The following is a 22,622-nucleotide window of genomic DNA, read 5'->3' as shown; positions in this document are numbered from 1 at the left end:
CCTTTGCTTTTTTTATTTTAAAAAGGTCTTTCTAATCCAGCTGCATTATGGGCTCCTAAAACAATTAAACGTGATAGCTGCATCGCCATAAAGTAGGGTGTATAGATCATACCTTTTCTTAACCAGGACCTAATTATTCCAATATGTGCACCTGTTACATAACTAATGAGAATATCCCGCGGAACCATGAGTTCTTCTTCGTTTGGTTGTGAAATAGACAGGCTTAATGTTAAATGTGTTTGAATTGCTTTCATCATTTTAAATGAGAAGTTTCCTGCTGCGTTGTCTCCAAGCATTACGTTATAAAAGGTAGCGTTCTCAGCGATGTGTTCAAACAAGGCTAGAGTAGTTGGGGGAGGGGCATCAAATGTAAGTTGGAAATCTTCTTTTTTTGGCCTCTTTGGCGCAATCACTTCAGTTAACTTTGCTAACATTTCCTCTATGCTTTTATTCAATAAATCGTACTTATCATGATAATGACTATAAAAGGTAGCGCGATTAACAGGAGCGCGTTCAGCGATGTGCTGCACTGTGACATTTTCAAAGCCTTTTTCGCCTACTAAAGCGACAAAAGCATCTTGTATTAACTGTCTCGTTCGTTTTACACGTGGATCGTTTGTATTTTTAATAGACATTTTCTGTCTCCTTGCTGAATTTTTTCTATTTAAGCAACATGCATAGGGCTTCGTGTTGGATAACCAACATATGCAGGGAAATTGTCGGTTGTAGATTCAAAATAATTATTTATAATTATAAACGATATTCCTTTAGAAAACAGCACCGCCAGCATGCAAGAAAAGAGTTGTTTGCATAGCGAAAGGTGTGCTTTTTTTAGTTAATTGTTAATATAATTAACAATTAAAGAGTATAAACAAAAGGGGTAGAATAGTTTAGAAAAAAATTATATGCGATATAAGGAGAGGAATGCAATGAATCAGTTTCGAAGAATGGTGATTATCAACATTATCACATTGATTGTATTAGTTGTCGGCGGTATCGGCGGTTATTACTACTACAACCAAGCGGAAAACTATTTAAAAACAGATAATGCAAAAATCGATGGGAAAGTCATCCCGATTGCATCACCAGTAGCAGGGAAATTAACAGAATGGAAAGCTGAAGTAGGGAAGAATTACAATGAAAATGATAAATTAGGTGCTGTTTCTGTAACAGGTCCAAATGGTGAGCAAACAATGGATGTGACAATCCCGCAAAATGCAACAGTTGTTCAATCAAATGCAACAACAAATGCGTTTGTTGGAGCAGGTAACCCGATTGCGTATGCGTACGATATGAACGATTTATGGGTAACGGCAAACATTGAAGAAACAGACATTGATGCTGTACAAAAAGGCCAAGAAGTAGACGTTTATGTAGATGCATATCCTGACACAACGTTAACAGGAAAAGTAGAACAAGTTGGATTAACAACAGCAAATACGTTCTCTATGCTACCATCAAGCAATGCAACAGCAAACTATACGAAAGTAACACAAGTTGTACCTGTTAAAGTTTCTTTAGATCATAGCAAATCAGTAAATATTGTTCCTGGAATGAATGTGACAGTTCGGATTCATAAGTAAGGAGGGAAGATGAAATGTCCTCAATTATAATTGCAGGGTATGCACTATTTTGTATAATCGTCTTCTTCCTTGTAAATCGTCTTTTACGAAAGAAAAAAACGAACGCGGGAGAAGAACAAGTCCCAGCGGTAAGTAAGATAGAAGTAAAGCAGCCAGAACAAGAGGCTTCAAATGTAGTCGAATTAGAAACATCAAAGCAAGAAACACAGAAGCTTGAAAAAGAAACACCAAAAAAACAATTACCGGTAGCTGATGTCAATGTTAAAGCAGTTGTAGCGGTATTAATTCTCGGTATGTTCGTTTCGATTTTAAACCAAACAATCATTAATGTTGCATTGCCTCCATTAATGAATGAGTTCAACGTATCAACTTCAACAGCACAATGGTTAATTACAGGGTTTATGCTTGTGAACGGGATTTTAGTGCCGATTAGTGCCTTCTTAGTTTCCCGTTTTACATATCGTAAATTGTTTGTAGCGGCTATGCTATTTTTCACTGTAGGATCTATTGTTTGTGCCGTCTCTGGGAACTTCACAATGATGATGACAGGACGCGTGATTCAAGCGGTTGGTGCTGGTATTTTAATGCCGGTTGGGATGAATATTTTTATGACTCTTTTCCCGCCGCATAAGCGCGGAGCTGCGATGGGATTACTCGGAGTTGCGATGATTTTAGCACCAGCTATTGGACCAACCGTTACAGGCTGGGTCATTGAAAATTATAACTGGAACTTAATGTTCTACGCGATGTTCGCCATTGGTTTAATCATTACATTATTAGCTTTAAAGTTCTTTACATTAGCTCAGCCTGTTTCTAAAACAAAGCTGGATATGTTTGGCGTTATTAGTTCAAGTATTGGGCTTGGAAGCTTACTGTACGGATTTAGCGAGGCTGGGAATAATAGCTGGAGCAGTGCCGAAGTTGTTATTTCACTTATCATCGGTATAATTGGTTTAGCGTTATTCATTTGGAGAGAGATGACAACGGATAACAAAATGCTTGATTTACATGTGTTTAAATATCCAACGTTTACTTTTACATTATTGATTAACGCGATTGTAACGATGGCACTATTTGGCGGGATGTTATTACTTCCTGTATATCTGCAAAATATTCGCGGCTTTACGCCAATTGAATCAGGTCTTCTGCTTCTTCCAGGCTCATTAATTATGGGGATGATGGGACCAATTGCAGGGAAGTTATTTGATAAGTATGGCATTCGTCCGTTAGCAGTAGTTGGATTAGCAATTACAACGTATGCAACGTATGAATTTACAAAGCTATCAATGGATACACCATATAGTGTAATTATGACAGATTATATTATACGTTCATTTGGAATGTCATTCATTATGATGCCAATTATGACAGCTGGTATGAACGCGTTGCCGATGAGATTAATTTCTCACGGTACAGCAACGCAAAATACGTCAAGACAAGTAGCTGGTTCGATTGGTACAGCGATCTTAATCACAATTATGACGCAGCAAACAACAGCACACGTAGCAGATTACGGAAATATGTTAACGCAGGCAAATCCAATTTTAGTTGATAAAGTACATGGAATGGGGCAAAGTTTAGCAGCGGCCCTAGGATCAGCACAAGCTGGAGATGCGATGAGCTCGCAACTATTATTCGGACAAATTTCGAAGCTATCTGCGATTAATGGTATTAATGACGCATTCTTAATTGCAACAATATTAGCGGGTATTGCTTGGGTGTTATCATTCTTCTTACAATCAGGTAATAAGCCAAACCGAAAAGCAGGGAATTAATTTTCTCTGCTTTTTTGTGCGTTTTTTAGTTGAAAGAAAGATGAAAGTTGACATATAGTAAATATAATGTTTATCATATTTGTGTATTGTAATTGTTTTTAATTGTTTATAGTAAAAAAATATTTACTAATTTATTGTTGTTCTGAAAGGATAGTGATTTTTTGAATACAAGAAAAGATAAGATAGCTCAAAGTTTTGTTCAACTTCTACCTCTTATATATAGCAGTTTAAATCAAGAGGAAGTGAATAAAGTACCTTCGAAACAGTCGGATTTAACGCATCTTCAATCTCATATATTAGAAAGCTTAATTCACGTTAATGAAGGAGTATCAATATCAGATCTCGCTAAAAAGATTAATATATCAAAGCAACAGATGACGCCTATCGTTCAGAAGCTTGAAGAAAAAGGATATATCGTTAAAGTACGAGATGTGAACGACAAACGATCTTTTAAAATCATGTTATCCGAAGCCGGGAAAGAAACTATTACTGCTAGATGGACAGAACTTTACCATTTGTTTTGTGAGAAACTCGATCAATTGAGTGATGAGGATCAGGGCGATTTAGAGTATGCGCTATATAAAATCAACCGTATCTTAGAAAAACTAAATTAAGGAGGAATAAATGAATGGATACACGTATGAAATATATTGTTAGAGGTATAATTGTAGGTGTTATTGTTGGCTCATTTCTTGGAAAGATGCCATTATGCATTTCTCTTGGTGTAGCATTCGGCATTTGCTTCTACACACTCTTTAGAAGAAATAATGAGAATGTGAATTGAAGTTATGGAAGTATTACAAAATGAAAAGTCCTGTATGATTAAAAGACATACAGGACTTTTTTATAGGAAATAGTAATTTTTTTATTGATGGCTTATTAGAAAATCAAAAAGGCATAGACATCATTTGATAGAAAATAACCCCGAGTACTCCTACAGAACAAATGATAATCCCCATATTGCGAATACTCTTAATTTGGTTACGTATTCCACTTATGCTTGCTAACAAGCCAGCTAAAGCGAAAATACTCCAGTACATAATAGTTGAAATCGGGAAAGTTCTCTCGGCATCATCCCCCATGCCCCAGAAAATAAAAGGCATAACGACAAATGAGAAACAAACAAGACCCATTACAATAACAAATAGTTTTCGATGTTTTACCCCGGCAATAATTAAAAAGATTCCCCCAGCAATTCCGCATGATACCAAAACTGGCATAAAGAAAATCCAAAGTAGGCTCCAAATTTCCATATAAAAATTCCTCCTAATTGATAAGTTATATTTTACAACAAGAGGTTTATTTTGGATATTATTAAAATTATATGGATTTTGATAGAAATGAGTAATGGGGAAACGAATTAATAAGTGTAGAGCGTGTTAGAAAGGAGGGGGCGTATGAAAATTACAGAAGAAAATGTGGTCAAGCAATTAAGAAAGCGAAATGAAAAAGCATTATATTTTGTCATTGATCAGTACGGTGGACTTATACGGAGTATCATTCGAAAACATTTATCTTCTTTAGAGGATGTACAAGAAGAATGTATGGATGATATATTGCTAGCAATTTGGGATCATATCGACAAGTTTGAGGAAGAGAAAAATACGTTTAAAAATTGGCTCGCAGCTGTTACGAAATATAAAGCAATTGATTACTGCCGGAAGTATGCAAAAATAGCAGAGCGGCAAACTGTTGAACAAGCTGATGACATTACTGTAGAAAATAAAACGCTAGAAGATAAGGTAAGCAGCGAGATGGAGCATATGCTAAATCATTTAAAGAAAGAAGATAAAGAGATTTTCGTGAAGCGCTATGTAGAAGAAGATAGTGTGGAAGAGATTGCGAAAGACATGGGAGTGCAGCATTCCTTTATATATAATCGTTTATCAAGAGGTAGGAAGAAGCTTCGGGCGTTATTTACTGACAGTAGAGCGAAATAAGAGAAAGGAGAGATGAAAGCGTGAAAGATTCATTTGAAATGTTAAATGATGTTTCCATTGATTTGAACGAATATGAAGAGTGCCAGTTAAGTGATGTGGAAAAGAAATGCATCAAAAAACGTTTAAAATATAAATTGAAAAAGAAGAAAAATCATGTAAAGAGAAACACTGCTATCGTTGCTTCAGCAGCTATTTTATTTTGCATTGGGATGACCGTAGATATGCGTGGTATTGCGGATATACCTTTCGTTGGGAAGAAAATAGAAGACTTCATTGATAGTAAAGGAAAATCACTAAAGGAGTATACAACGACTGTTGGACAAACGGTATATGATAAAGGTGTTGAAGTACGCCTTGATGAAATCATATTCGATGATGAGGAGCTTCTTGTTAATAGTACATTCAAGTCAAACGAAATAGATTTATCAAAAGCAAGTCCGATGTTAGCTGTTTATGTAAATGGAGAAAGGTATTCAGGTGGTGGATTGAAGATTGAAAAGTTGAATGACTATACGTATACATTCTTTTATTCTCATAATATGCGAGATATAGATATGAGCAAAGAATTAGATATGAAAATTGTTTTTGAAGATATTCATATGATGAATGATGATCCTATGATTAAAGGGGAATGGGGATTTTCAGTGAAGGCTTCTGGTGTGAAGGTAATGTCTGACATTAAAACCATACCAATTCATAAACAGTTCGAATTAGAGAATGGTCAAAAAATTGAAGTGACAGATTTGAAAATTACGCCAATATCAACAAAATTAAATTATAAAATATCAAATAAAATAGACTACCATGTTTTTTTTGATGCTAAGGACCAAGATGGAAATAAATTGGAGTTCACCGGCGGCTTTACCAATGAGAAAAATAGTTATGTACGTTTTGAAAAGTTAAGCGATAATGTGAAGAAATTGATTTTTACGCCAGATACAATGCCTGTTAAAGAAAGAGGGGAAAAGACAAGGTATGATAAGGTGTTAGATGAGGAAACTTTTGAGGTCACTATAAAATAGTAAAAAAGAGGTATCGCTACGCAGCGATACCTCTTTTCCTTATAAAAATGCAAGTGTATTATTCATCATATGGAATAACATCGCTGGGATAATAGAGTTTGTTCTTTTGCATAAAACAGCCATCAATATTCCCATAATGAAAGTGACGACCATTACACCTAGTGAATACGTATGAGCAATTCCAAAGATGAAGCTTGTTCCAATTGCTGCTAGCCAAAATGGAAAGCGTTGCTGGAAGAAACGAAGGATAATTCCGCGGAAGATAAGTTCTTCAAAAATGGGAATGAATACAGCAGTTCCTATAATTAATAGAAATTTATATTGTTTTAATATATCTAAATTCAAAGCGGAAGACTGCTCCTGTGTAGCGTCCGGAAATAGATGTGTCAGTATCAGTGAGCCTAGAATGATATTTAAGGCGAAGAAAAGAAGTAAGTATACATATGTACTGCCCTTCTTGAGTGCCTGGAAGTTGAAAGCAGGTAATAACAGTCTTTTAATTGGTTCGTATTTATAAATGAACAATAATAAAATGAGTAGCTGTAATAAAGCATTTCCGGTATTTCCAATTGATTCATACAGAGCGATTTGTTTTTTGTCCGTAACGCCTTCACTGTAAATCATAAGCGGAAGTATGATAAATAATCCGCTTATGATTCCTGTCCCGAAAAAGGCAAATAAAGCAGAACTGATAAATTGGCCCCATGTTATAGATTGTTTTTGCTCATATGTGAGTTGTGTAGTCGAATGCATATATCGAATCCTCTCTTTTATTTATATATAAAATTATACACATTTTAGATAAATAGTGTCATTGTCGAATATTACATAATAGTTCGAAATTTTATAGTCAAAATAAAAATCACCTCAGCTAATGCTAAGGTGATCATATGCTTGCTATTGTTTTAATCCTTGTTCAAGCGTCTCTAACATCTCATGCTTTTCATTCTCATCAGCATTTTTCCAAATGACTTCAAATAAAACGCCAAGCCCTGGAAGCATTTTTTCTTCGCCGCTTTGAATCGCATCTACAATTGTTTCTTGTAATTGGCCTTGTGTGTTTCCTGATACGTTTGCTAATACAGCACCGCGTAAATTAAAACTCATCATTTTCACCTCTTCATATGAATTGAAACTGACGTTAGTTTTTGTTCTTTTTTGTGTAAATATGTATGAAAAATAGGCTATAATGAGAATACAAGAAGAGAGGGAATGCATAGAATGAAAAACATTGATTCAGTACAGAATACGCGTGTGAAGCAGTGGAAAAAGCTGCAGACGAAAAAAGAGCGCGATCAAAAAGGGCTATTTTTTGTGGAAGGCTTTCATTTAGTAGAGGAAGCTTTAAAAGCAAAGGTAGTAACAGAACTTATTATCGGTGAAATGACAAGTATTCCAAGCGAGTGGAATGTAGACGATGTGGAAATGTACATCGTGTCTGAACCAATTTTAAAAGTATTACGTGAAACGGAAACAACGCAAGGGGTGTTTGCTGTTTGTGAAAAGCAAGAAAAGCATGCTGAGCTTGCAAATGGGAAGTTTTTATTATTAGATGGTTTGCAAGATCCTGGTAACTTAGGCACAATCATTCGTACCGCAGATGCAGCTGGTATTGATGCTGTTGTTCTTGGTGAAGGATGTGTGGATGTATATAACGGAAAAGTACTTCGCTCAACGCAAGGCTCTGTGTTCCATTTACCGATTGTAAAAGGAAACTTAGAGGAGTGGGTAGGAAACTTACAAGAACAAAATGTTCCTGTATATGGTACAGCCCTTGAGAATGCAGTTCCATATGGAGAAGTGACACCAACAGGAAGCTTTGCTTTAATTGTTGGGAATGAAGGAAACGGTGTACGCCAAGAGCTTCTTGCTCAATGCAATCAAAACTTATATATTCCAATTTACGGAACAGCAGAATCATTAAATGTTGCTGTAGCTGCCGGTATTTTAACGTATTATTTACAAAGCCAGGTTGCGAATCGATAAAAAACTTCTTATAATAAGTTGAAGTACATGTTCAAACAAAGATACGGAGTAGCGACGTAATGAAGAAATACGAAAGCTATCTTTACCGGACGTTTTGAACATCAGTTAAAAGTGAAATAGTTAAAAACGATGATAGAGAAGAGTAGCTTGCAAAATCGCCATATAGGGAGAGAATGCCGTAGACTGAAAGCATTCTTATGGTAGCTGTAAGTGAATTCACCTCTGGAGTTGACGCCAGGACCATTTGTAAATGTAAAGGCGCTCCGGCTGAAAAGCCGTTACAACAACGAAGTGGGCAGACTTGTTCTGTCAATTTAGGGTGGTACCGCGAATTTACCTCGTCCCTTTTTAGGGGATGGGGTTTTTTTATTTTTATTTACATTTTTAAGGAGGTTTTAAAATGGAAGCACGTTTAAAAGAGCTTAAGCAAAAAGCACTTGAGCTAATCGAGGAAGCGAAAGAGCTAAAAGGCTTAAACGATGTACGCGTTGCGTATTTAGGAAAAAAAGGCCCGATTACAGAAGTATTACGCGGCATGGGGAAATTATCTCCAGAAGAGCGTCCGCGTATGGGGGCGTTAGTAAATGAAGTACGTGAAGCCATTCAAACACGTTTAGAAGACAAAGTGAATCATTTCGAAAAAGCGGTAATTGAAGCGAAATTAGCATCTGAAACAATTGATGTAACATTACCAGGTCGTCCTGTAAACACAGGTTGTCATCACCCGTTAACCGCGGTTGTTGAGCAAATTGAAGATGTATTTATCGGTATGGGGTATGAAGTAGCAGAAGGAACAGAAGTAGAAAAAGACTACTACAACTTCGAAGCATTGAACTTACCGAAAGATCACCCAGCGCGTGATATGCAAGATACTTTCTACATTACAGAAGAAACATTGCTTCGTACGCATACATCTTCAGTACAAGCAAGAACAATGGAAAAGAATGCAGAAAAAGGCCCAATTAAAATTATTTGTCCTGGTAAAGTATATCGCCGCGATGATGATGATGCGACGCATTCACACCAGTTCATGCAAATTGAAGGTCTTGTTATCGATAAAAACATTCGTATGAGTGACTTAAAAGGTACACTACAAGTATTTGTGAAAAAGATGTTCGGTGAAGATCGTGAAATTCGTCTTCGCCCAAGTTTCTTCCCATTCACAGAGCCATCTGTTGAGATGGATATTTCTTGTATGATGTGTCACGGAAAAGGTTGCGGCACTTGTAAAGGAACTGGCTGGATTGAAATTTTAGGTGCGGGTATGGTTCATCCAAACGTACTTGAAATGGCTGGCTATGATTCAAAAGAATATCAAGGCTTCGCATTCGGTATGGGTGCAGAGCGTATCGCAATGTTGAAATACGGCGTTGATGACATTCGTCATTTCTATACAAACGATGTACGTTTCTTACAACAATTCAAACGAGCGTAAGGAAAGGAGAGGATAAATATGTTCGTATCATATCGTTGGTTACAAGAGTATGTAGATATTAAAGATGTAACGGCACAAGAATTAGCAGATAAAATCACGAAAAGTGGTATTGAGGTAGAAGGCGTTGAAGTATTAAATAAAGGTGTAAAAGGTGTTGTAGTTGGTCACGTATTAGAGTGTGAAAAACACCCAGAAGCGGATAAATTAAGCAAATGTCAAATCGACATCGGTGAAGAAGAGCCTGTACAAATCATTTGCGGTGCTCCTAACATTGCAAAAGGTTTAAAAGTACCGGTTGCAAAAGTTGGTGCTGTTCTTCCTGGTAACTTTAAAATTAAGAAAGCGAAACTACGTGGTGAAGCATCTCACGGTATGGTTTGTGCCCTGCAAGAGCTTGGCATTGATGGGAAATTAGTTGCAAAAGACTATGCAGACGGAATTTACATTTTCCCAAGTGACGCAGAAGTTGGTGCTGATGCACTAGAAATCTTAAACTTAAATGATGAAGTGTTAGAGCTTGGTTTAACACCGAACCGTGCGGATTGCTTAAATATGTTAGGTGTTGCATACGAAGTAGCGGCGATTTACGGCCGCGAAGTAAAACTTCCAGCAGCAAACTTACAAGAAGTGGCAGAAAAAACATCTGATCACATTTCTGTAAATGTAGAAGCAACAGAACAAAACCCATTATATATTGCAAAAATGGTGAAAAACGTAAAAGTTGGTCCATCACCAATGTGGATGCAAACGCGCCTTATGGCAGCGGGCATTCGCCCAATTAGTAACGTAGTTGATATTACAAACTACATTCTAATTGAATACGGTCAACCATTGCATGCATTTGACTATGATAAATTAGGCTCAAAAGAAATCGTTGTTCGTCTAGCAAAAGAAGGCGAAACAATTCAAACATTAGATGACCAAGAGCGTAAATTGCATGATCATCACCTTGTCATTACAAATGGTACAAAAGCACTTGCTGTTGCTGGTGTGATGGGCGGAGCGGATTCTGAAGTTGATAACGATACAGTAAACGTTCTTATCGAGTCTGCATACTTTGCAGGTCAAACCGTTCGCCGTACATCAAAAGACTTAGGTCTTCGCAGTGAATCAAGTGCACGTTTTGAAAAAGGAATCGACCCAACACGTACGTTCGAAGCAATTCAACATGCAGCAGCTTTAATGGCGAAATATGCTGGTGGAGAAGCATTAGAAGGCGTAGTAGAAGTTGATAACTTACAAGTACAAGAGCGTACAGTGTCTGTTACAGCTGAAAAAGTAAACCGTGTATTAGGTACAGAGATTTCTGCTAGTGAAATGGGTACAATCTTCACAAACTTGAAATTCCCATTCACAGAAGTAGAAGGAACATTCCATGTAAACGTACCAGCACGTCGCCCTGATATTACAATTGCAGAAGACTTAGTAGAAGAAGTAGGTCGTCTGTACGGTTACGATCATATTCCAGTTACATTACCAACTGGTACAATGACGCGTGGTAAATTAACAGTAGCACAAACAAAACGCCGTAAAGTACGTCGTTACTTAGAAGGTGCTGGCTTATATGAAGCAATCACATATTCATTAACAAGCGCTGACAAAGCAAAACAATTTATGGTTGAGCCGAACGAAAAAGCTCCTGTTAATCTTGCACTTCCAATGAGTGAAGAGCGCAGCCAACTTCGTTTAAGCTTAGTCCCACAATTGCTAGAAGCAGTTTCATATAACAACGCTCGTAAAAACGACAGTGTTGCCTTATACGAAGTAGGTTCTATCTTCTTACCAACAGCAGAAGGCGAGCTTCCAAAAGAAGAACAGCATCTTGCAGGTGTGATGACAGGTCTTGCACTTCATCATGCATGGCAAGGTGAGAAAAAAGTGGCTGACTTCTTCGTTGCAAAAGGTGTGTTAGAAGGATTATTCGACGTACTTGGCGTTACAAACAGCATCACATATGCACCAACAAAACGCGAAGGCATGCACCCAGGACGTACAGCCGATATCTTACTAGACGGAGAAGTAATTGGTTTCATCGGTCAATTACACCCAGAAACGCAAAAACAATTAGATGTGAAGGATACATTTGTATTCGAATTGTCTCTTGTAAAAGTATTTGCTGCAGATACAGAAGATACTTACTACAAGGCAATTCCACGTTTCCCATCTATGACACGTGATATGGCAGTTGTAGTAAGGGCAGAAGTAAAAGCTGGCGAAATGAAGCAAGTAATTGCAGAAGCTGGCGGAGAGCTTCTGAAAGAAGTAACACTATTCGACTTATACGAAGGTGAAAAAATGGAAGAAGGTAAGAAATCACTTGCATTCTCTATGAACTACTTCGATCCAGAACGTACATTAACAGATGAGGAAGTAACAGTAGCACATAGCCGTGTATTAACAGCGGTAGAAGAAAAGTTTGGTGCGGAATTACGTAAGTAATTTTTAAGTGCGAAAGGGAGGATTATCACTCATGATAGGAGTGATAATCCTCTTTTTTTATTCCATTATTCCGATACAATAGAATGAGAAGTTGTGAAGCTACTACAGACAACTTGCATCTTTCCCGCGAATGTAGTACATTAATCTTAGTTTAACAAAATGAAAAACGATGATAAGGAAAAGTAGTATATACTATAATCCAAAGCGAGTCAGGGACGGTGAGAGCCTGATGAGGCGGTATATGTGAAGAACACCTTGGAGTTGCTAACCGAAATTGAAGCATGTATTCAAGAGTAGACTTAGACGGGAATCCGGCCTGTTACAAACCGGGAAGTATGTAATACATACGAGCTAAAGTTGGTCTTTATGACAAATTGGGTGGTACCGCGAAGTTTAACCTTTCGTCCCTTTACGGATGAAAGGTTTTTTTGTATTTAAATATAGGAAAAGGAGCAATTCAATATGGAAAACACATTAGTAAAAAGTCTGTATAGAGAAACAGAAAAATATGTTGATCAAAAAGTAAAAGTATCTGGTTGGATTCGTAACCTACGTGATTCAAAAGCATTTGGTTTCATTGAATTAAACGATGGTAGCTTCTTCAAAAGCGTTCAAATCGTTTTCGATACAGAATTAGAAAACTTTAAAGAAATTGCGAAGCTTCCACTTAGCTCTTCAGTTATGGTTGAGGGGCTTCTTATCGCAACACCATCCGCAAAACAACCGTTTGAAATTAAAGCGGACAAAATTGAAATTGAGGGATTATCAGATTCTGATTACCCACTTCAAAAGAAACGCCACACGTTTGAATACTTACGTACAATCGCTCATTTACGTCCAAGAACAAATGCATTCTCTGCAACATTTAGAGTGCGTTCTATCGCAGCGTTTGCGATCCATCAGTTCTTCCAAGAGCGCGGATTTGTACATGTTCATACACCAATTATCACTGGTAGTGATACAGAAGGCGCAGGTGAAATGTTCCGCGTAACAACACAAGACATGAATAACGTACCAAAAGGTGAAGATGGACAAGTTGATGAATCAAAAGACTTCTTCGGTAAAGAAACAAACTTAACAGTAAGTGGACAATTGCCAGCTGAAGCTTATGCATTAGCGTTCCGAGATGTATACACATTCGGACCTACATTCCGTGCAGAAAATTCAAACACAACTCGCCACGCGGCTGAGTTCTGGATGGTTGAGCCTGAGATTGCATTTGCAGAATTAGGCGATGTAATGGACCTTACAGAAGATATGCTGAAATATGCAATGAAATATGTATTAGAGCACGCGCCAGAAGAAATGGAATTCTTCAACAGCTTTGTTGATAAAACAGTTCTTGAGCGTATGAACAACGTAATCAACGCTGACTTTGGCCGCATCACATATACAGAAGCAATTAAAGTGCTTCAAGAATCAGGTGCAGACTTCAAATACCCAGTAGAATGGGGCATTGACTTACAAACAGAGCACGAAAGATACTTATCAGAACAAATCTTTAAACGTCCTGTATTCGTAACAGACTATCCAAAAGATATTAAAGCATTCTACATGCGTATGAACGATGACGGTAAAACAGTAGCTGCTACTGACCTTCTAGTTCCTGGCATCGGCGAATTAATCGGCGGAAGCCAACGTGAAGAAAGAATGGATGTTTTAGTGGACAGAATTAAAGAATTAGGCATGAATGAAGAAGACTACTGGTGGTACTTAGAACTTAGAAAATACGGCGGTACAAAACACGCTGGATTCGGCCTTGGTTTCGAACGTTTCCTAATGTACATCACTGGTATGGCAAACATCCGTGACGTAATTCCATTCCCAAGAACTCCAGGTTCTGCGGAATTTTAAGATATGCCAAATGCGAGAGGGCTATCCTCTCGCATTTTTGTATGGATTCTAAACGTAAAGGTTCAGAGGTTTATAATCATGCCCTTCTTCTCCTGCATAGTTTCTCACCTCTAAGTAAAAAGTAACGTTGGAGGTGAGTACAATGGGCAAAAAAGTTAAAACAGATCATTCTAGATCCAGCCTGGGTTCTCCAGAGGTCGAAGGGCAGGGAACTACTACACACGAAACGGGTTCTTATAAAGTACCTTCCTCAAATAAGAAGCAAAAACGAAGCTAAACATATAAAGAAGAGTAGTCATGTTGACTACTCTTCTTTATATGTTTTTACTTTCTTTATCTTCAATTTCTTTTACAACTTTATCTACATCTTTGTCTAGGTGATCTATATAAATCCATTTTGATTTTTCGACATATAAGCCGCGGCTGTGGATAACAAAAGGTGACCTGCACTCGTTTTCTCTCTTTGTTTTCACTGTGTCTAGGCAGGAAAAGGATCTGACCGCTTCTATGCATGGCCGGATGCTCTCTCCCACCTAAAAAAAGGGGTTTATGTCGGTTTTTTAATTTGTATTTATATAAATAGAAAAACCATAGTAAGCTAATGAACACGTAATAGATTGCCATGATACAAAGGTGATCTGTTACGTTCTCTAATGAAGATTTAGAAGTGAAAAGGGCTCTCCAGGAAAGAGAGATAATAAAGTAGGTAAGAGGGCCAAGTGAACTACCCCCACTTAAATTCTAATGAATTTTGAAGTGGGGGCTTCTCAGTTCCACGACGAAAGCAACCTTTCGTCTCCCTGAGCGTTACTTCGGGTTATTCCGCCCCTAGATGTCCAACGCTTGGACGTTCTTTTTTACGGTTGATATTTTACGCAGGAACCGAACGGCTTGGTTTTCGCACTGTGTTTTCTTCCTACAACCTTATATATCAAGTTATCAAAGAACTTCATGTGTCTAGTTTATCAAAAATCTTTTGGTTGTGCCAAACCGAAATTCATCTCCCACCCAGCGTTGGGCTATCGCCCTGCACACGCTTGAGGAAGGAGAATTCTTTCGGATAGAGTGTTAAAAAGGAACAAAAAGCTAGCGTTTGAAGAGAAAAAACGAGAACATGATCAGGAACAGCACCTTTTTTGTTCAATAAGGAGTAAACAAGGCGAAAAGAATACAATTCTCTTCGCCTTGTTTAGTTCATTTATATATTGTCGATACTGAAAAATAGCTATTTCTTCAACAAACGGAACGCCTTTTCTGTATTTGCAAAATGAAGCTTCACGAATTCAGGAAGTCTGTCTTTTCCGAGTTTTTGAATCAATTTCGCTGCCGCAATATCAACTTGCTTGCCAGCACCTTTAGGGAGCGGCATTCCTGCTTTTTTGCTTAGCTCATCAAACTGTCTCACGAATGAATAACGAGCTAAAATGGATGCTGCTGCAACCGCTAAATGTACACTTTCGCCTTTCGTTGCAAAATATACGTCTTCACGCTGTACATTTTTTTGCTTTGCTAAATATTTATAGTATGTATCGGGCTGTGTAAATTGATCGATTAAAATTCCTTCTGGCTTTATCGGTGCTATTTTTGCTAGTAAGTTTGTAATGGCTTTATTGTGCAGTAATGCTTTTAACTTTCCTTGATTGTTTCCTTTTTCGAACATTTCATTATATTTTTCATTGTGCAGTATAAGGGAACTATAGGGAACAACAGAAAGTAGTTGTTTTGCAATCTCAGCAATTTGCGTATCATTTAAGTTTTTAGAGTCTTTTACACCAAGTTCTTTTAACAAAGGAATTTGTTTTGCATCTACATATACAGCAACAACTGTCATTGGTCCGAAGTAATCACCTGTACCAACCTCATCTGATCCAAGGATGGACATTGTCCCAATGGAAGTAGGGGGCGCATAACGATGTGCATTTACCGTTTTTTTGACAAGAGATTTAGGTGTTTCTGAAACGCTTTGCCAGCGTGCAGATTCTTCCTGAGCACGGCCACCTTGAAACATCACTTTTCCGGATTTGTAGGCAGTAATTGTACAAGATGGAACTTTCGCCATAAATACACCGCCTTGTGGAACCTTTGGGCTAATTACTTGCTTGTATTGTTGTTTCATGTTCTCGATTGTTGCAGAATTTGTTTGTATTACGATAGAATTTGACAAAATGGTCGCTCCTTTTTATTTATTGATATTTTTATCATATCGGATTGTTCTTTCTGTTTCCATATTATGATGGTTCATGGTATGATAATCTTTAGGATTCTGTACGTGATTGGAGGCCAGTGAGTTGTCACAACAAAAAGGAAATCGAAGTCGAATTAATGTAGAAATTTATGGCCAACAATATTCTGTTGTTGGTGATGAGAGTACAAGTCATATCCGCATGGTCGCAGCGATTGTGGATGATAAAATGCGCGAACTCAATGCCAAGAATCCTTCTCTTGACACAAGTAGACTAGCGGTGTTGACGGCGGTAAACGTCGTACACGATTACATAAAATTAAAAGATGAACATGAGAAATTGAAAGAAAGTATGAAACAAAAAGGAATGGAATAACATGATTGATATCATTATCATTTTACTGCTTGTTATGGGATTTTTCCTCGGCCTAAGAAGAGGATTTGTATTACAACTTGTAAAGTTAACAAGCTTTATTATCGCATACCTTGTTGCATACTGGTATTGCAAAGATTTAGCGCCAGCACTTGAAAAAATAATTCCGTATCCATTTGGTAAAGGTGTATCTGTTCCAGAATGGATTGATGCGAATAATATAGAAGTGGTCTTTTATCAAGCGATTGCGTTTATCTTGTTATTTATTATTACAAAAATCGCACTCGCATTGCTTGGGAATTTACTGAATATGTTTACGGAAATTCCAGTTTTAAAACAAGTTAATGCAGTTGGTGGAGCTCTTCTTGGCTTTTTAGAAGTGTATATTATTTTGTTTGTCTTAATTGTAATTGGAAATATACTTCCAATCGAACAAGTGCAAACACCACTACAAAAATCATCGATTAGTAAAATAATAGTAGACGATACACCGATTCTTTCTGAAAAGGTGAAGGAACTATGGCAGACAGGTAGCAGAGTATGACTTCTCTTTTTCAGAAAGAGGAGTTTTTTTCTATGAAAGAAAGGCGGGAGAAACATGAAAGTAAACAAAAAACAAGTCATTCAATTACTGGAGACAATCGGCCTTTTTATGGAGCTAAAAGGCGAGAATCCATTTAAAATAGCAGCGTTTCGTAAGGCTGCAGCAGCATTAGAAAGCGATGATCGTAGCCTTTCTGAAATTGAAGATTTTACGAAAATTCCAGGCATCGGAAAAGGAACTGCAGCCGTTATTGCAGAATATATCGAAGCGGGAACATCCGAAGTGTTGCAAGAGCTTGAAAAAGAAGTGCCAAGCACTCTTTTGCCATTATTAAAATTACCAGGTCTTGGCGGTAAAAAAGTAGCGAAGTTATATAAAGAGCTTGGCGTTGTAGATATAGAAACATTACAAAAAGCTTGTGAAGAAAATAAAGTACAAGCACTTGCTGGATTTGGTAAGAAAACAGAAGAAAAAATAGTAGAAGCAATCGCTCAAGTTGGTTCTCGTCCGGAACGTTTACCGATTGCAATGGTGCTTCCTATTGCCGGGGAAATAGAGAAGAAATTGTCGAATGTACAGGAAATTATTCGTTTTTCTCGTGCCGGCAGTTTACGACGCGTTCGCGAAACAGTGAAAGATTTAGATTTCATTATTGCAACGACAGAGCCTGCAAAGGTGCGTGAGCATTTACTACAGTTTGATAATATGATTGAGGTCATTGCAAGCGGAGATACAAAGGTATCTGTTCGTCTTCAATATGAATATGATATTTCAATCGATTTTCGTCTTGTAAAACCGGAAGAGTTTATTACAACGCTTCATCATTTTACAGGTTCTAAAGATCATAACGTAACAATGCGTCAAATTGCGAAAGATAAAGGTGAAAAGATTAGTGAGTATGGTGTGGAAAACTTAGAAACAGGTGAAGTAAAAACATTTGAAACAGAAGAAGCGTTTTTCGCTCACTTTGGCTTGCCATTTATTCCACCAGAAGTGCGTGAAGACGGGAAAGAGATCCAACTCATTAAAGAATATCCAAATTTAATTCAGTTCTCTGATGTGCAGGGTGATTTACATATGCATACGACATGGAGTGATGGTGCATTTTCCATTGAGGAAATGGTACAAGCATGCCGTGCGCGTGGATATAAATTTATGGCGATTACCGATCATTCTCAATACCTAAAAGTAGCGAATGGATTAACGAAAGAGCGTCTTCGTGAACAAGGAAAAGAAATTGAACGCATTAATGAAAAATACCCGGATATCACAATTCTACGTGGGATTGAGATGGACATTTTACCAGACGCAACGCTTGATTTTGATGATGAGGTGTTAGCAGAGCTTGATTATGTCATCGGTGCGATTCATTCCAGTTTCTCACAAAATCGTGAAACAATTATGAAACGCTTGAAAGCAGCGATTGAAAACAATCATGTCACAATGATTGCTCATCCGACAGGTCGTTTACTTGGACGCCGCGTGGGGTACGATGTAGATACAGATTTACTAATTGAACTCGCGAAAGAGACGGATACAGTACTGGAGTTAAATGCGAATCCGAACCGCTTAGATTTAAGTGCGAAGCTGCTAAAACAAGCACAAGATGCCGGCGTGAAAATTGCCATTAATACGGACGCTCATACACTTGAAATGTTAGAAGACATGGAAATTGGTGTAGCAGCAGCACGTAAAGGATGGATTCAAAAAGATACAGTAATTAACACATGGGACATTGAACGTTTATTAGATTTCATTAAACGGAATAAGTAACACAAGGGGGACAGGCAGCTTATGTTAGAACGAACGTTGCGTGTATTAGAGTATGACAAAGTAAAAGAACAATTACTTGAGCATGTTGCATCTTCACTTGGTCGTGATAAAGTGAAGCAACTTGTACCAAGTACAAATTATGAAGAAATCGTTGAACTGCAAGATACGACGGATGAAGCCGCAAAGGTAATCCGGTTAAAAGGACATGTGCCGCTTGGCGGGATTTTTGATATTCGTCCCAATGTAAAGCGTGCGAAAATTGGTAGTATGCTAAGTCCACATGAACTGCTTGATATAGCAACTACGATGTATGGTAGTCGCCAAATGAAGCGATTCATTGAAGATATGGTGGAAAATGGCGTTGAGCTTCCGATTTTAGAAACGTATGTAGCGGGCATCGTCTCTTTATATGATTTAGAAAAGAAAATTACAAATTGCATCGGTGATGGCGGTGAAGTGGTCGATAGTGCAAGTGATAAACTGCGCGGGATACGCCAGCAAATTCGTAGTGCTGAAAGCCGCATTCGTGAAAAACTTGAAAATATGACGCGCTCTTCAAATGCACAGAAGATGTTATCAGATGCGATTGTTACAATTCGTAACGATCGCTACGTTATTCCTGTAAAACAAGAATATCGCGGCGTATACGGTGGTATTGTTCATGATCAATCAGCTTCTGGACAAACGTTATTTATTGAACCACAAGTCATCGTTGAATTAAATAACGCGCTGCAAGAAGCACGTGTGAAAGAAAAACAAGAAGTTGAACGCATTTTAATGATGCTGACAGAAGAAGTAGCAGCAGAAGCAGATATCGTGTTAGGAAATGTAGATATCATTGCGAATCTTGATTTTATTTTTGCGAAAGCACTCTATGCGAAACGATTAAAAGCAACAAAACCAATCGTCAATAATGATCGTTATATGAATTTACGAAAAGCGCGTCATCCACTTATTGATCCAAAAGTAATTGTGCCAAATGACATTGCGCTTGGAAAAGACTTTACAACAATCGTTATTACAGGGCCGAATACAGGCGGTAAAACGGTTACGTTAAAAACAGTCGGAATCTGTGTATTAATGGCACAGTCTGGCCTTCACATTCCAGTGCTCGATGAATCAGAAATTTGTGTGTTTAAAAATATTTTTGCTGATATCGGTGATGAACAATCGATTGAACAAAATTTAAGTACGTTCTCATCTCACATGGTAAACATTGTAGATATTTTAGAACGAGCTGATTTTGAAAGCTTAATTTTATTTGACGAATTAGGTGCCGGAACAGACCCACAAGAAGGGGCGGCTCTTGCAATTTCTATTCTAGATGAAGTATATAACCGCGGGGCACGTGTTGTAGCAACGACGCATTACCCAGAATTAAAAGCATATGGTTACAATCGTGAACAAGTGATTAACGCCAGCGTTGAGTTTGATGTAAATACGCTGAGTCCAACATACAAATTGTTACTTGGTGTACCAGGGCGTAGTAATGCTTTTGAAATTTCTAAACGTCTTGGTTTATCAGATCGCGTCATTAATCAGGCCCGTAGCCATGTGAGTACAGAATCAAATAAAGTGGAAAATATGATTGTGAAGCTTGAAGAAAGTCAGAAAAATGCAGAGCGCGAACGAAATGAAGCAGAAGACCTTCGGAAGCAATCTGAAAAACTTCATCGAGAGCTGCAGCGTCAAATTATTGAATTTAATGAAGAGCGTGATGAAAGATTACTAAAAGCACAAAAAGAAGGCGAAGAAAAAGTAGAAGCTGCGAAAAAGGAAGCAGAAGAAATTATTCACAACCTTCGCCAGCTTCGTAAGGCACAGCTTATCAATGTGAAAGATCATGAGCTGATTGAAGCGAAGAGCCGCCTAGAAGGGGCAGCGCCAGAGCTTGTAAAAAAACAAAAAGCAAAAGTGAAAAATACAGCGCCAAAACAACAATTGCAACCAGGCGATGAAGTGAAAGTAGTAACGTTCGGCCAAAAAGGACAGCTGCTTAAAAAGGTAAGTGATAATGAGTGGAATGTTCAAATTGGAATTCTGAAGATGAAAGTAAAAGAATCCAATATGGAATACATTAATACGCCAAATCCTGTTGAGAAAAAAGCAGTTACAACGGTAAAAGGACGAGACTATCACGTTTCGTTAGAACTTGACCTTCGTGGTGAACGCTTTGAAAATGCGATGGCACGTGTAGAAAAGTATTTGGACGATGCACAGCTTGCGAGTTATCCGCGCGTATCAATTATTCACGGAAAAGGAACGGGAGCACTGCGCCAAGGTGTACAAGATTACTTGAAAAAACATCGCGGCGTGAAAAATTTCCGCTACGGTGAGATGGGCGAAGGAGGCCTCGGCGTAACAGTTGTCGAATTGAAATAGCAGAAACCGACAAAGGGGTAAACGTATATGTTTATGGACAAACTTGCAAAAGTATTGTTAGCTTGTTGCGGAGCATTTTTCGTAATTGGGGTTATTTATTTAATGGTTTTTGCGAAGTAAGAGAGCGTCAATTCTCGGCAGTGTGAATACCGCTGAGATTGACGCTTTTTCTTTTTGGATAATCTATATTTTAAAGTTGATATACGAAAGGAATACTTGATGAGAATAAACCAATTTATAAGTGAAGCGAGGTCGTGCTCGAGGAGAGAAACGGACAGGCTTATTAAAGCAGGGCGAGTTTCTATTAACGGAGAAGTTTGTACACACGGTGATATTGTAGCCCATGGCGATATTGTACGGATTGATGGAAACGTTGTTGAAAGAATAACTAAAGAGAAAATCTATATTGCGTTTCATAAGCCGGTCGGCATTACTTGTACAGCTGCGGAGCATATTGAAGAGAATATTATTGATTACATTAACTATCCAGAACGAATTTTCCCCGTTGGACGTTTAGATAAAGCGTCAGAGGGATTGATTTTGTTAACGAATGATGGAGCGATTGCCAATCAAATTCTACACGGAGATCATGAGCATGAAAAAGAGTATATTGTGACAGTGGATAGGCCATTTACAGATTGGTTTATTGAAGGAATGTCACAAGGCGTGAAGATTAGAGATGGCATGACGAAGCCGTGTAAAGTGACAAGAGTAGATGGATCGACATTCCGAATTGTTTTAACGCAAGGAATGAATAGACAAATTCGCCGTATGAGCAGAGCGTTTGAATATACAGTAACTAGGCTAAAGCGTGTACGAATTATGAATATTAAGCTTGATGGATTAGAGGCCGGAAAGTGGCAGAATGTAACGGATCAAGAGTTGCAAGAACTGGTGCAGCAGCTATAAGGAGAGGGCTTTCCTGAAAAGGGAAGCTTTTTACGTCGATTTATAGTTAACAAAGTTATATATCAATATCATGAAACATACTTGTGGGAAAAGAACAGAGGATTAATAAGGAAGAACAACAATTATATAAATACAAATGAAAAAAACGGCATAAACCCCTTCTTTTTAGGTGGGAGAGAGCATCCGGCCATGGTCAGATCCTTTTCCTGCCCAGACACAGTGAAAACAAAGAGAGAAAACGAGTGCAGGTCACCTTTTGTTATCCATAGCCGCGGCTTATATGTCGAAAAATCAAAATGGATTTATATAGAAGACTTACTATTATTTAAATCGTCATAGTGATGGTAGTCTCTCCTTCTCAACATTGTCCAAATATGTAACAGTTGAACCAGGAGACGAGCTCGTTGTGCTAGCAAAACAATAAT

21 protein-coding genes and 2 other annotated features are annotated in these 22,622 nt (G+C 37.9%); of the genes, 16 read left to right on the top strand and 5 right to left on the bottom strand.

The features are described from left to right. Positions 1 to 17: 17 nt before the first annotated feature. The gene (locus QUF99_RS23780) at positions 18 to 635 is read right to left on the bottom strand and encodes a TetR/AcrR family transcriptional regulator (protein ID WP_289373370.1); all 618 of its coding nucleotides are present in this window, start codon (positions 633 to 635) and stop codon (positions 18 to 20) included. 294 nt (positions 636 to 929) lie between these two features. Between QUF99_RS23780 and QUF99_RS23775 the strand changes: the two genes are divergently transcribed. The 4 genes from QUF99_RS23775 (at position 930) to QUF99_RS23760 (ending at position 4,142) form a co-directional block, all read left to right on the top strand. After that, positions 930 to 1,583, top strand: a complete 654-nt coding sequence (locus QUF99_RS23775) for an HlyD family secretion protein (protein ID WP_289373368.1) — start codon at positions 930 to 932, stop codon at positions 1,581 to 1,583. Between the two features lie 14 nt (positions 1,584 to 1,597). Next, the gene (locus tag QUF99_RS23770; RefSeq protein WP_289373366.1) at positions 1,598 to 3,358 is read left to right on the top strand and encodes a DHA2 family efflux MFS transporter permease subunit; all 1,761 of its coding nucleotides are present in this window, start codon (positions 1,598 to 1,600) and stop codon (positions 3,356 to 3,358) included. Positions 3,359 to 3,519: 161 nt separating this feature from the next. After that, positions 3,520 to 3,972 (top strand): MarR family winged helix-turn-helix transcriptional regulator, encoded by a 453-nt coding sequence (locus tag QUF99_RS23765; protein WP_289373365.1) that lies wholly within the window; start codon positions 3,520 to 3,522, stop codon positions 3,970 to 3,972. Between the two features lie 14 nt (positions 3,973 to 3,986). Further along, complete coding sequence (locus QUF99_RS23760) at positions 3,987 to 4,142, top strand: hypothetical protein (protein WP_289373363.1); 156 nt, start codon at positions 3,987 to 3,989, stop codon at positions 4,140 to 4,142. 103 nt (positions 4,143 to 4,245) lie between these two features. On the opposite strand, the gene QUF99_RS23755 is transcribed toward QUF99_RS23760, so the two are convergent. Next, positions 4,246 to 4,611 (bottom strand): ammonia permease, encoded by a 366-nt coding sequence (locus tag QUF99_RS23755; RefSeq protein ID WP_289373361.1) that lies wholly within the window; start codon positions 4,609 to 4,611, stop codon positions 4,246 to 4,248. 144 nt (positions 4,612 to 4,755) lie between these two features. Between QUF99_RS23755 and QUF99_RS23750 the strand changes: the two genes are divergently transcribed. Both QUF99_RS23750 and QUF99_RS23745 read left to right on the top strand, forming a co-directional pair. Further along, a complete protein-coding gene (locus QUF99_RS23750; RefSeq protein WP_289373359.1) occupies positions 4,756 to 5,298 on the top strand; it encodes a sigma-70 family RNA polymerase sigma factor in 543 nt (180 codons plus the stop codon). 20 nt (positions 5,299 to 5,318) lie between these two features. After that, a complete protein-coding gene (locus QUF99_RS23745; RefSeq protein WP_289373358.1) occupies positions 5,319 to 6,320 on the top strand; it encodes a DUF4179 domain-containing protein in 1,002 nt (333 codons plus the stop codon). 39 nt (positions 6,321 to 6,359) lie between these two features. On the opposite strand, the gene QUF99_RS23740 is transcribed toward QUF99_RS23745, so the two are convergent. Next, positions 6,360 to 7,073, bottom strand: a complete 714-nt coding sequence (locus tag QUF99_RS23740; RefSeq protein ID WP_289373356.1) for a CPBP family intramembrane glutamic endopeptidase — start codon at positions 7,071 to 7,073, stop codon at positions 6,360 to 6,362. A gap of 144 nt (positions 7,074 to 7,217) precedes the next feature. After that, entirely contained in the window at positions 7,218 to 7,427 is a 210-nt protein-coding gene (gene sspI / locus QUF99_RS23735; RefSeq protein ID WP_289373354.1) for a small acid-soluble spore protein SspI, read from the bottom strand. 114 nt (positions 7,428 to 7,541) lie between these two features. On the opposite strand from sspI, the gene QUF99_RS23730 reads away from it, so the two are divergent. From QUF99_RS23730 to QUF99_RS23710, 5 genes are all read left to right on the top strand, one after another. Beyond that, the gene (locus tag QUF99_RS23730; RefSeq protein WP_289373352.1) at positions 7,542 to 8,306 is read left to right on the top strand and encodes a TrmH family RNA methyltransferase; all 765 of its coding nucleotides are present in this window, start codon (positions 7,542 to 7,544) and stop codon (positions 8,304 to 8,306) included. Positions 8,307 to 8,426: 120 nt separating this feature from the next. Further along, positions 8,427 to 8,655 (top strand) — a binding site (T-box leader). A gap of 51 nt (positions 8,656 to 8,706) precedes the next feature. Further along, a complete protein-coding gene (gene pheS, locus QUF99_RS23725; protein ID WP_289373351.1) occupies positions 8,707 to 9,741 on the top strand; it encodes a phenylalanine--tRNA ligase subunit alpha in 1,035 nt (344 codons plus the stop codon). An 18-nt stretch (positions 9,742 to 9,759) separates the two neighbouring features. After that, positions 9,760 to 12,180, top strand: coding sequence for a phenylalanine--tRNA ligase subunit beta (pheT, locus tag QUF99_RS23720; RefSeq protein WP_289373349.1), 2,421 nt, complete (start codon positions 9,760 to 9,762; stop codon positions 12,178 to 12,180). Positions 12,181 to 12,340: 160 nt separating this feature from the next. Then, positions 12,341 to 12,592: a binding site (T-box leader), on the top strand. 50 nt (positions 12,593 to 12,642) lie between these two features. After that, positions 12,643 to 14,034 carry an asparagine--tRNA ligase gene (gene asnS, locus QUF99_RS23715; RefSeq protein WP_289373347.1) on the top strand — a complete coding sequence of 464 codons (1,392 nt, stop codon included), beginning with the start codon at positions 12,643 to 12,645 and terminating at the stop codon, positions 14,032 to 14,034. A 142-nt stretch (positions 14,035 to 14,176) separates the two neighbouring features. Further along, positions 14,177 to 14,311, top strand: coding sequence for a YuzL family protein (locus QUF99_RS23710; protein ID WP_289373346.1), 135 nt, complete (start codon positions 14,177 to 14,179; stop codon positions 14,309 to 14,311). A gap of 948 nt (positions 14,312 to 15,259) precedes the next feature. Here QUF99_RS23710 and rnhC read toward each other — a convergent pair. Further along, positions 15,260 to 16,198 carry a ribonuclease HIII gene (gene rnhC, locus QUF99_RS23705; RefSeq protein ID WP_289373344.1) on the bottom strand — a complete coding sequence of 313 codons (939 nt, stop codon included), beginning with the start codon at positions 16,196 to 16,198 and terminating at the stop codon, positions 15,260 to 15,262. A gap of 124 nt (positions 16,199 to 16,322) precedes the next feature. On the opposite strand from rnhC, the gene zapA reads away from it, so the two are divergent. The 5 genes from zapA (at position 16,323) to QUF99_RS23680 (ending at position 22,197) form a co-directional block, all read left to right on the top strand. Beyond that, positions 16,323 to 16,592, top strand: a complete 270-nt coding sequence (gene zapA, locus QUF99_RS23700; RefSeq protein ID WP_289373342.1) for a cell division protein ZapA — start codon at positions 16,323 to 16,325, stop codon at positions 16,590 to 16,592. Position 16,593: 1 nt separating this feature from the next. After that, positions 16,594 to 17,133, top strand: coding sequence for a CvpA family protein (locus QUF99_RS23695; protein ID WP_289373341.1), 540 nt, complete (start codon positions 16,594 to 16,596; stop codon positions 17,131 to 17,133). Positions 17,134 to 17,187: 54 nt separating this feature from the next. Beyond that, positions 17,188 to 18,906, top strand: a complete 1,719-nt coding sequence (polX, locus tag QUF99_RS23690; protein WP_289373339.1) for a DNA polymerase/3'-5' exonuclease PolX — start codon at positions 17,188 to 17,190, stop codon at positions 18,904 to 18,906. A 21-nt stretch (positions 18,907 to 18,927) separates the two neighbouring features. Next, complete coding sequence (locus tag QUF99_RS23685) at positions 18,928 to 21,288, top strand: endonuclease MutS2 (protein WP_289373337.1); 2,361 nt, start codon at positions 18,928 to 18,930, stop codon at positions 21,286 to 21,288. Positions 21,289 to 21,507: 219 nt separating this feature from the next. Further along, the gene (locus QUF99_RS23680; protein WP_289373336.1) at positions 21,508 to 22,197 is read left to right on the top strand and encodes a 23S rRNA pseudouridine(2604) synthase RluF; all 690 of its coding nucleotides are present in this window, start codon (positions 21,508 to 21,510) and stop codon (positions 22,195 to 22,197) included. Positions 22,198 to 22,622: the final 425 nt, after the last annotated feature.

It is taken from the genome of Bacillus sp. DX4.1, from assembly GCF_030348195.1.
Taxonomy (GTDB): domain Bacteria; phylum Bacillota; class Bacilli; order Bacillales; family Bacillaceae_G; genus Bacillus_A.
The sequence above is the reverse complement of the archived record's forward strand: the minus strand, read 5'-3'. Positions and strand labels throughout refer to the sequence as shown.

Bases quoted from the DNA above. Each gene is read 5' to 3' on its own strand.
- QUF99_RS23780 (WP_289373370.1), bottom strand. From the start codon at position 635: ATGTCTATTAAAAATACAAACGATCCACGTGTAAAACGAACGAGACAG.
- QUF99_RS23775 (WP_289373368.1), top strand. From the start codon at position 930: ATGAATCAGTTTCGAAGAATGGTGATTATCAACATTATCACATTGATT.
- QUF99_RS23770 (WP_289373366.1), top strand. From the start codon at position 1,598: ATGTCCTCAATTATAATTGCAGGGTATGCACTATTTTGTATAATCGTC.
- QUF99_RS23760 (WP_289373363.1), top strand. From the start codon at position 3,987: ATGGATACACGTATGAAATATATTGTTAGAGGTATAATTGTAGGTGTT.
- QUF99_RS23755 (WP_289373361.1), bottom strand. From the start codon at position 4,611: ATGGAAATTTGGAGCCTACTTTGGATTTTCTTTATGCCAGTTTTGGTA.
- QUF99_RS23750 (WP_289373359.1), top strand. From the start codon at position 4,756: ATGAAAATTACAGAAGAAAATGTGGTCAAGCAATTAAGAAAGCGAAAT.
- QUF99_RS23740 (WP_289373356.1), bottom strand. From the start codon at position 7,073: ATGCATTCGACTACACAACTCACATATGAGCAAAAACAATCTATAACA.
- sspI (WP_289373354.1), bottom strand. From the start codon at position 7,427: ATGAGTTTTAATTTACGCGGTGCTGTATTAGCAAACGTATCAGGAAAC.
- QUF99_RS23730 (WP_289373352.1), top strand. From the start codon at position 7,542: ATGAAAAACATTGATTCAGTACAGAATACGCGTGTGAAGCAGTGGAAA.
- pheS (WP_289373351.1), top strand. From the start codon at position 8,707: ATGGAAGCACGTTTAAAAGAGCTTAAGCAAAAAGCACTTGAGCTAATC.
- pheT (WP_289373349.1), top strand. From the start codon at position 9,760: ATGTTCGTATCATATCGTTGGTTACAAGAGTATGTAGATATTAAAGAT.
- asnS (WP_289373347.1), top strand. From the start codon at position 12,643: ATGGAAAACACATTAGTAAAAAGTCTGTATAGAGAAACAGAAAAATAT.
- QUF99_RS23710 (WP_289373346.1), top strand. From the start codon at position 14,177: ATGGGCAAAAAAGTTAAAACAGATCATTCTAGATCCAGCCTGGGTTCT.
- QUF99_RS23695 (WP_289373341.1), top strand. From the start codon at position 16,594: ATGATTGATATCATTATCATTTTACTGCTTGTTATGGGATTTTTCCTC.
- polX (WP_289373339.1), top strand. From the start codon at position 17,188: ATGAAAGTAAACAAAAAACAAGTCATTCAATTACTGGAGACAATCGGC.
- QUF99_RS23685 (WP_289373337.1), top strand. From the start codon at position 18,928: ATGTTAGAACGAACGTTGCGTGTATTAGAGTATGACAAAGTAAAAGAA.
- QUF99_RS23680 (WP_289373336.1), top strand. From the start codon at position 21,508: ATGAGAATAAACCAATTTATAAGTGAAGCGAGGTCGTGCTCGAGGAGA.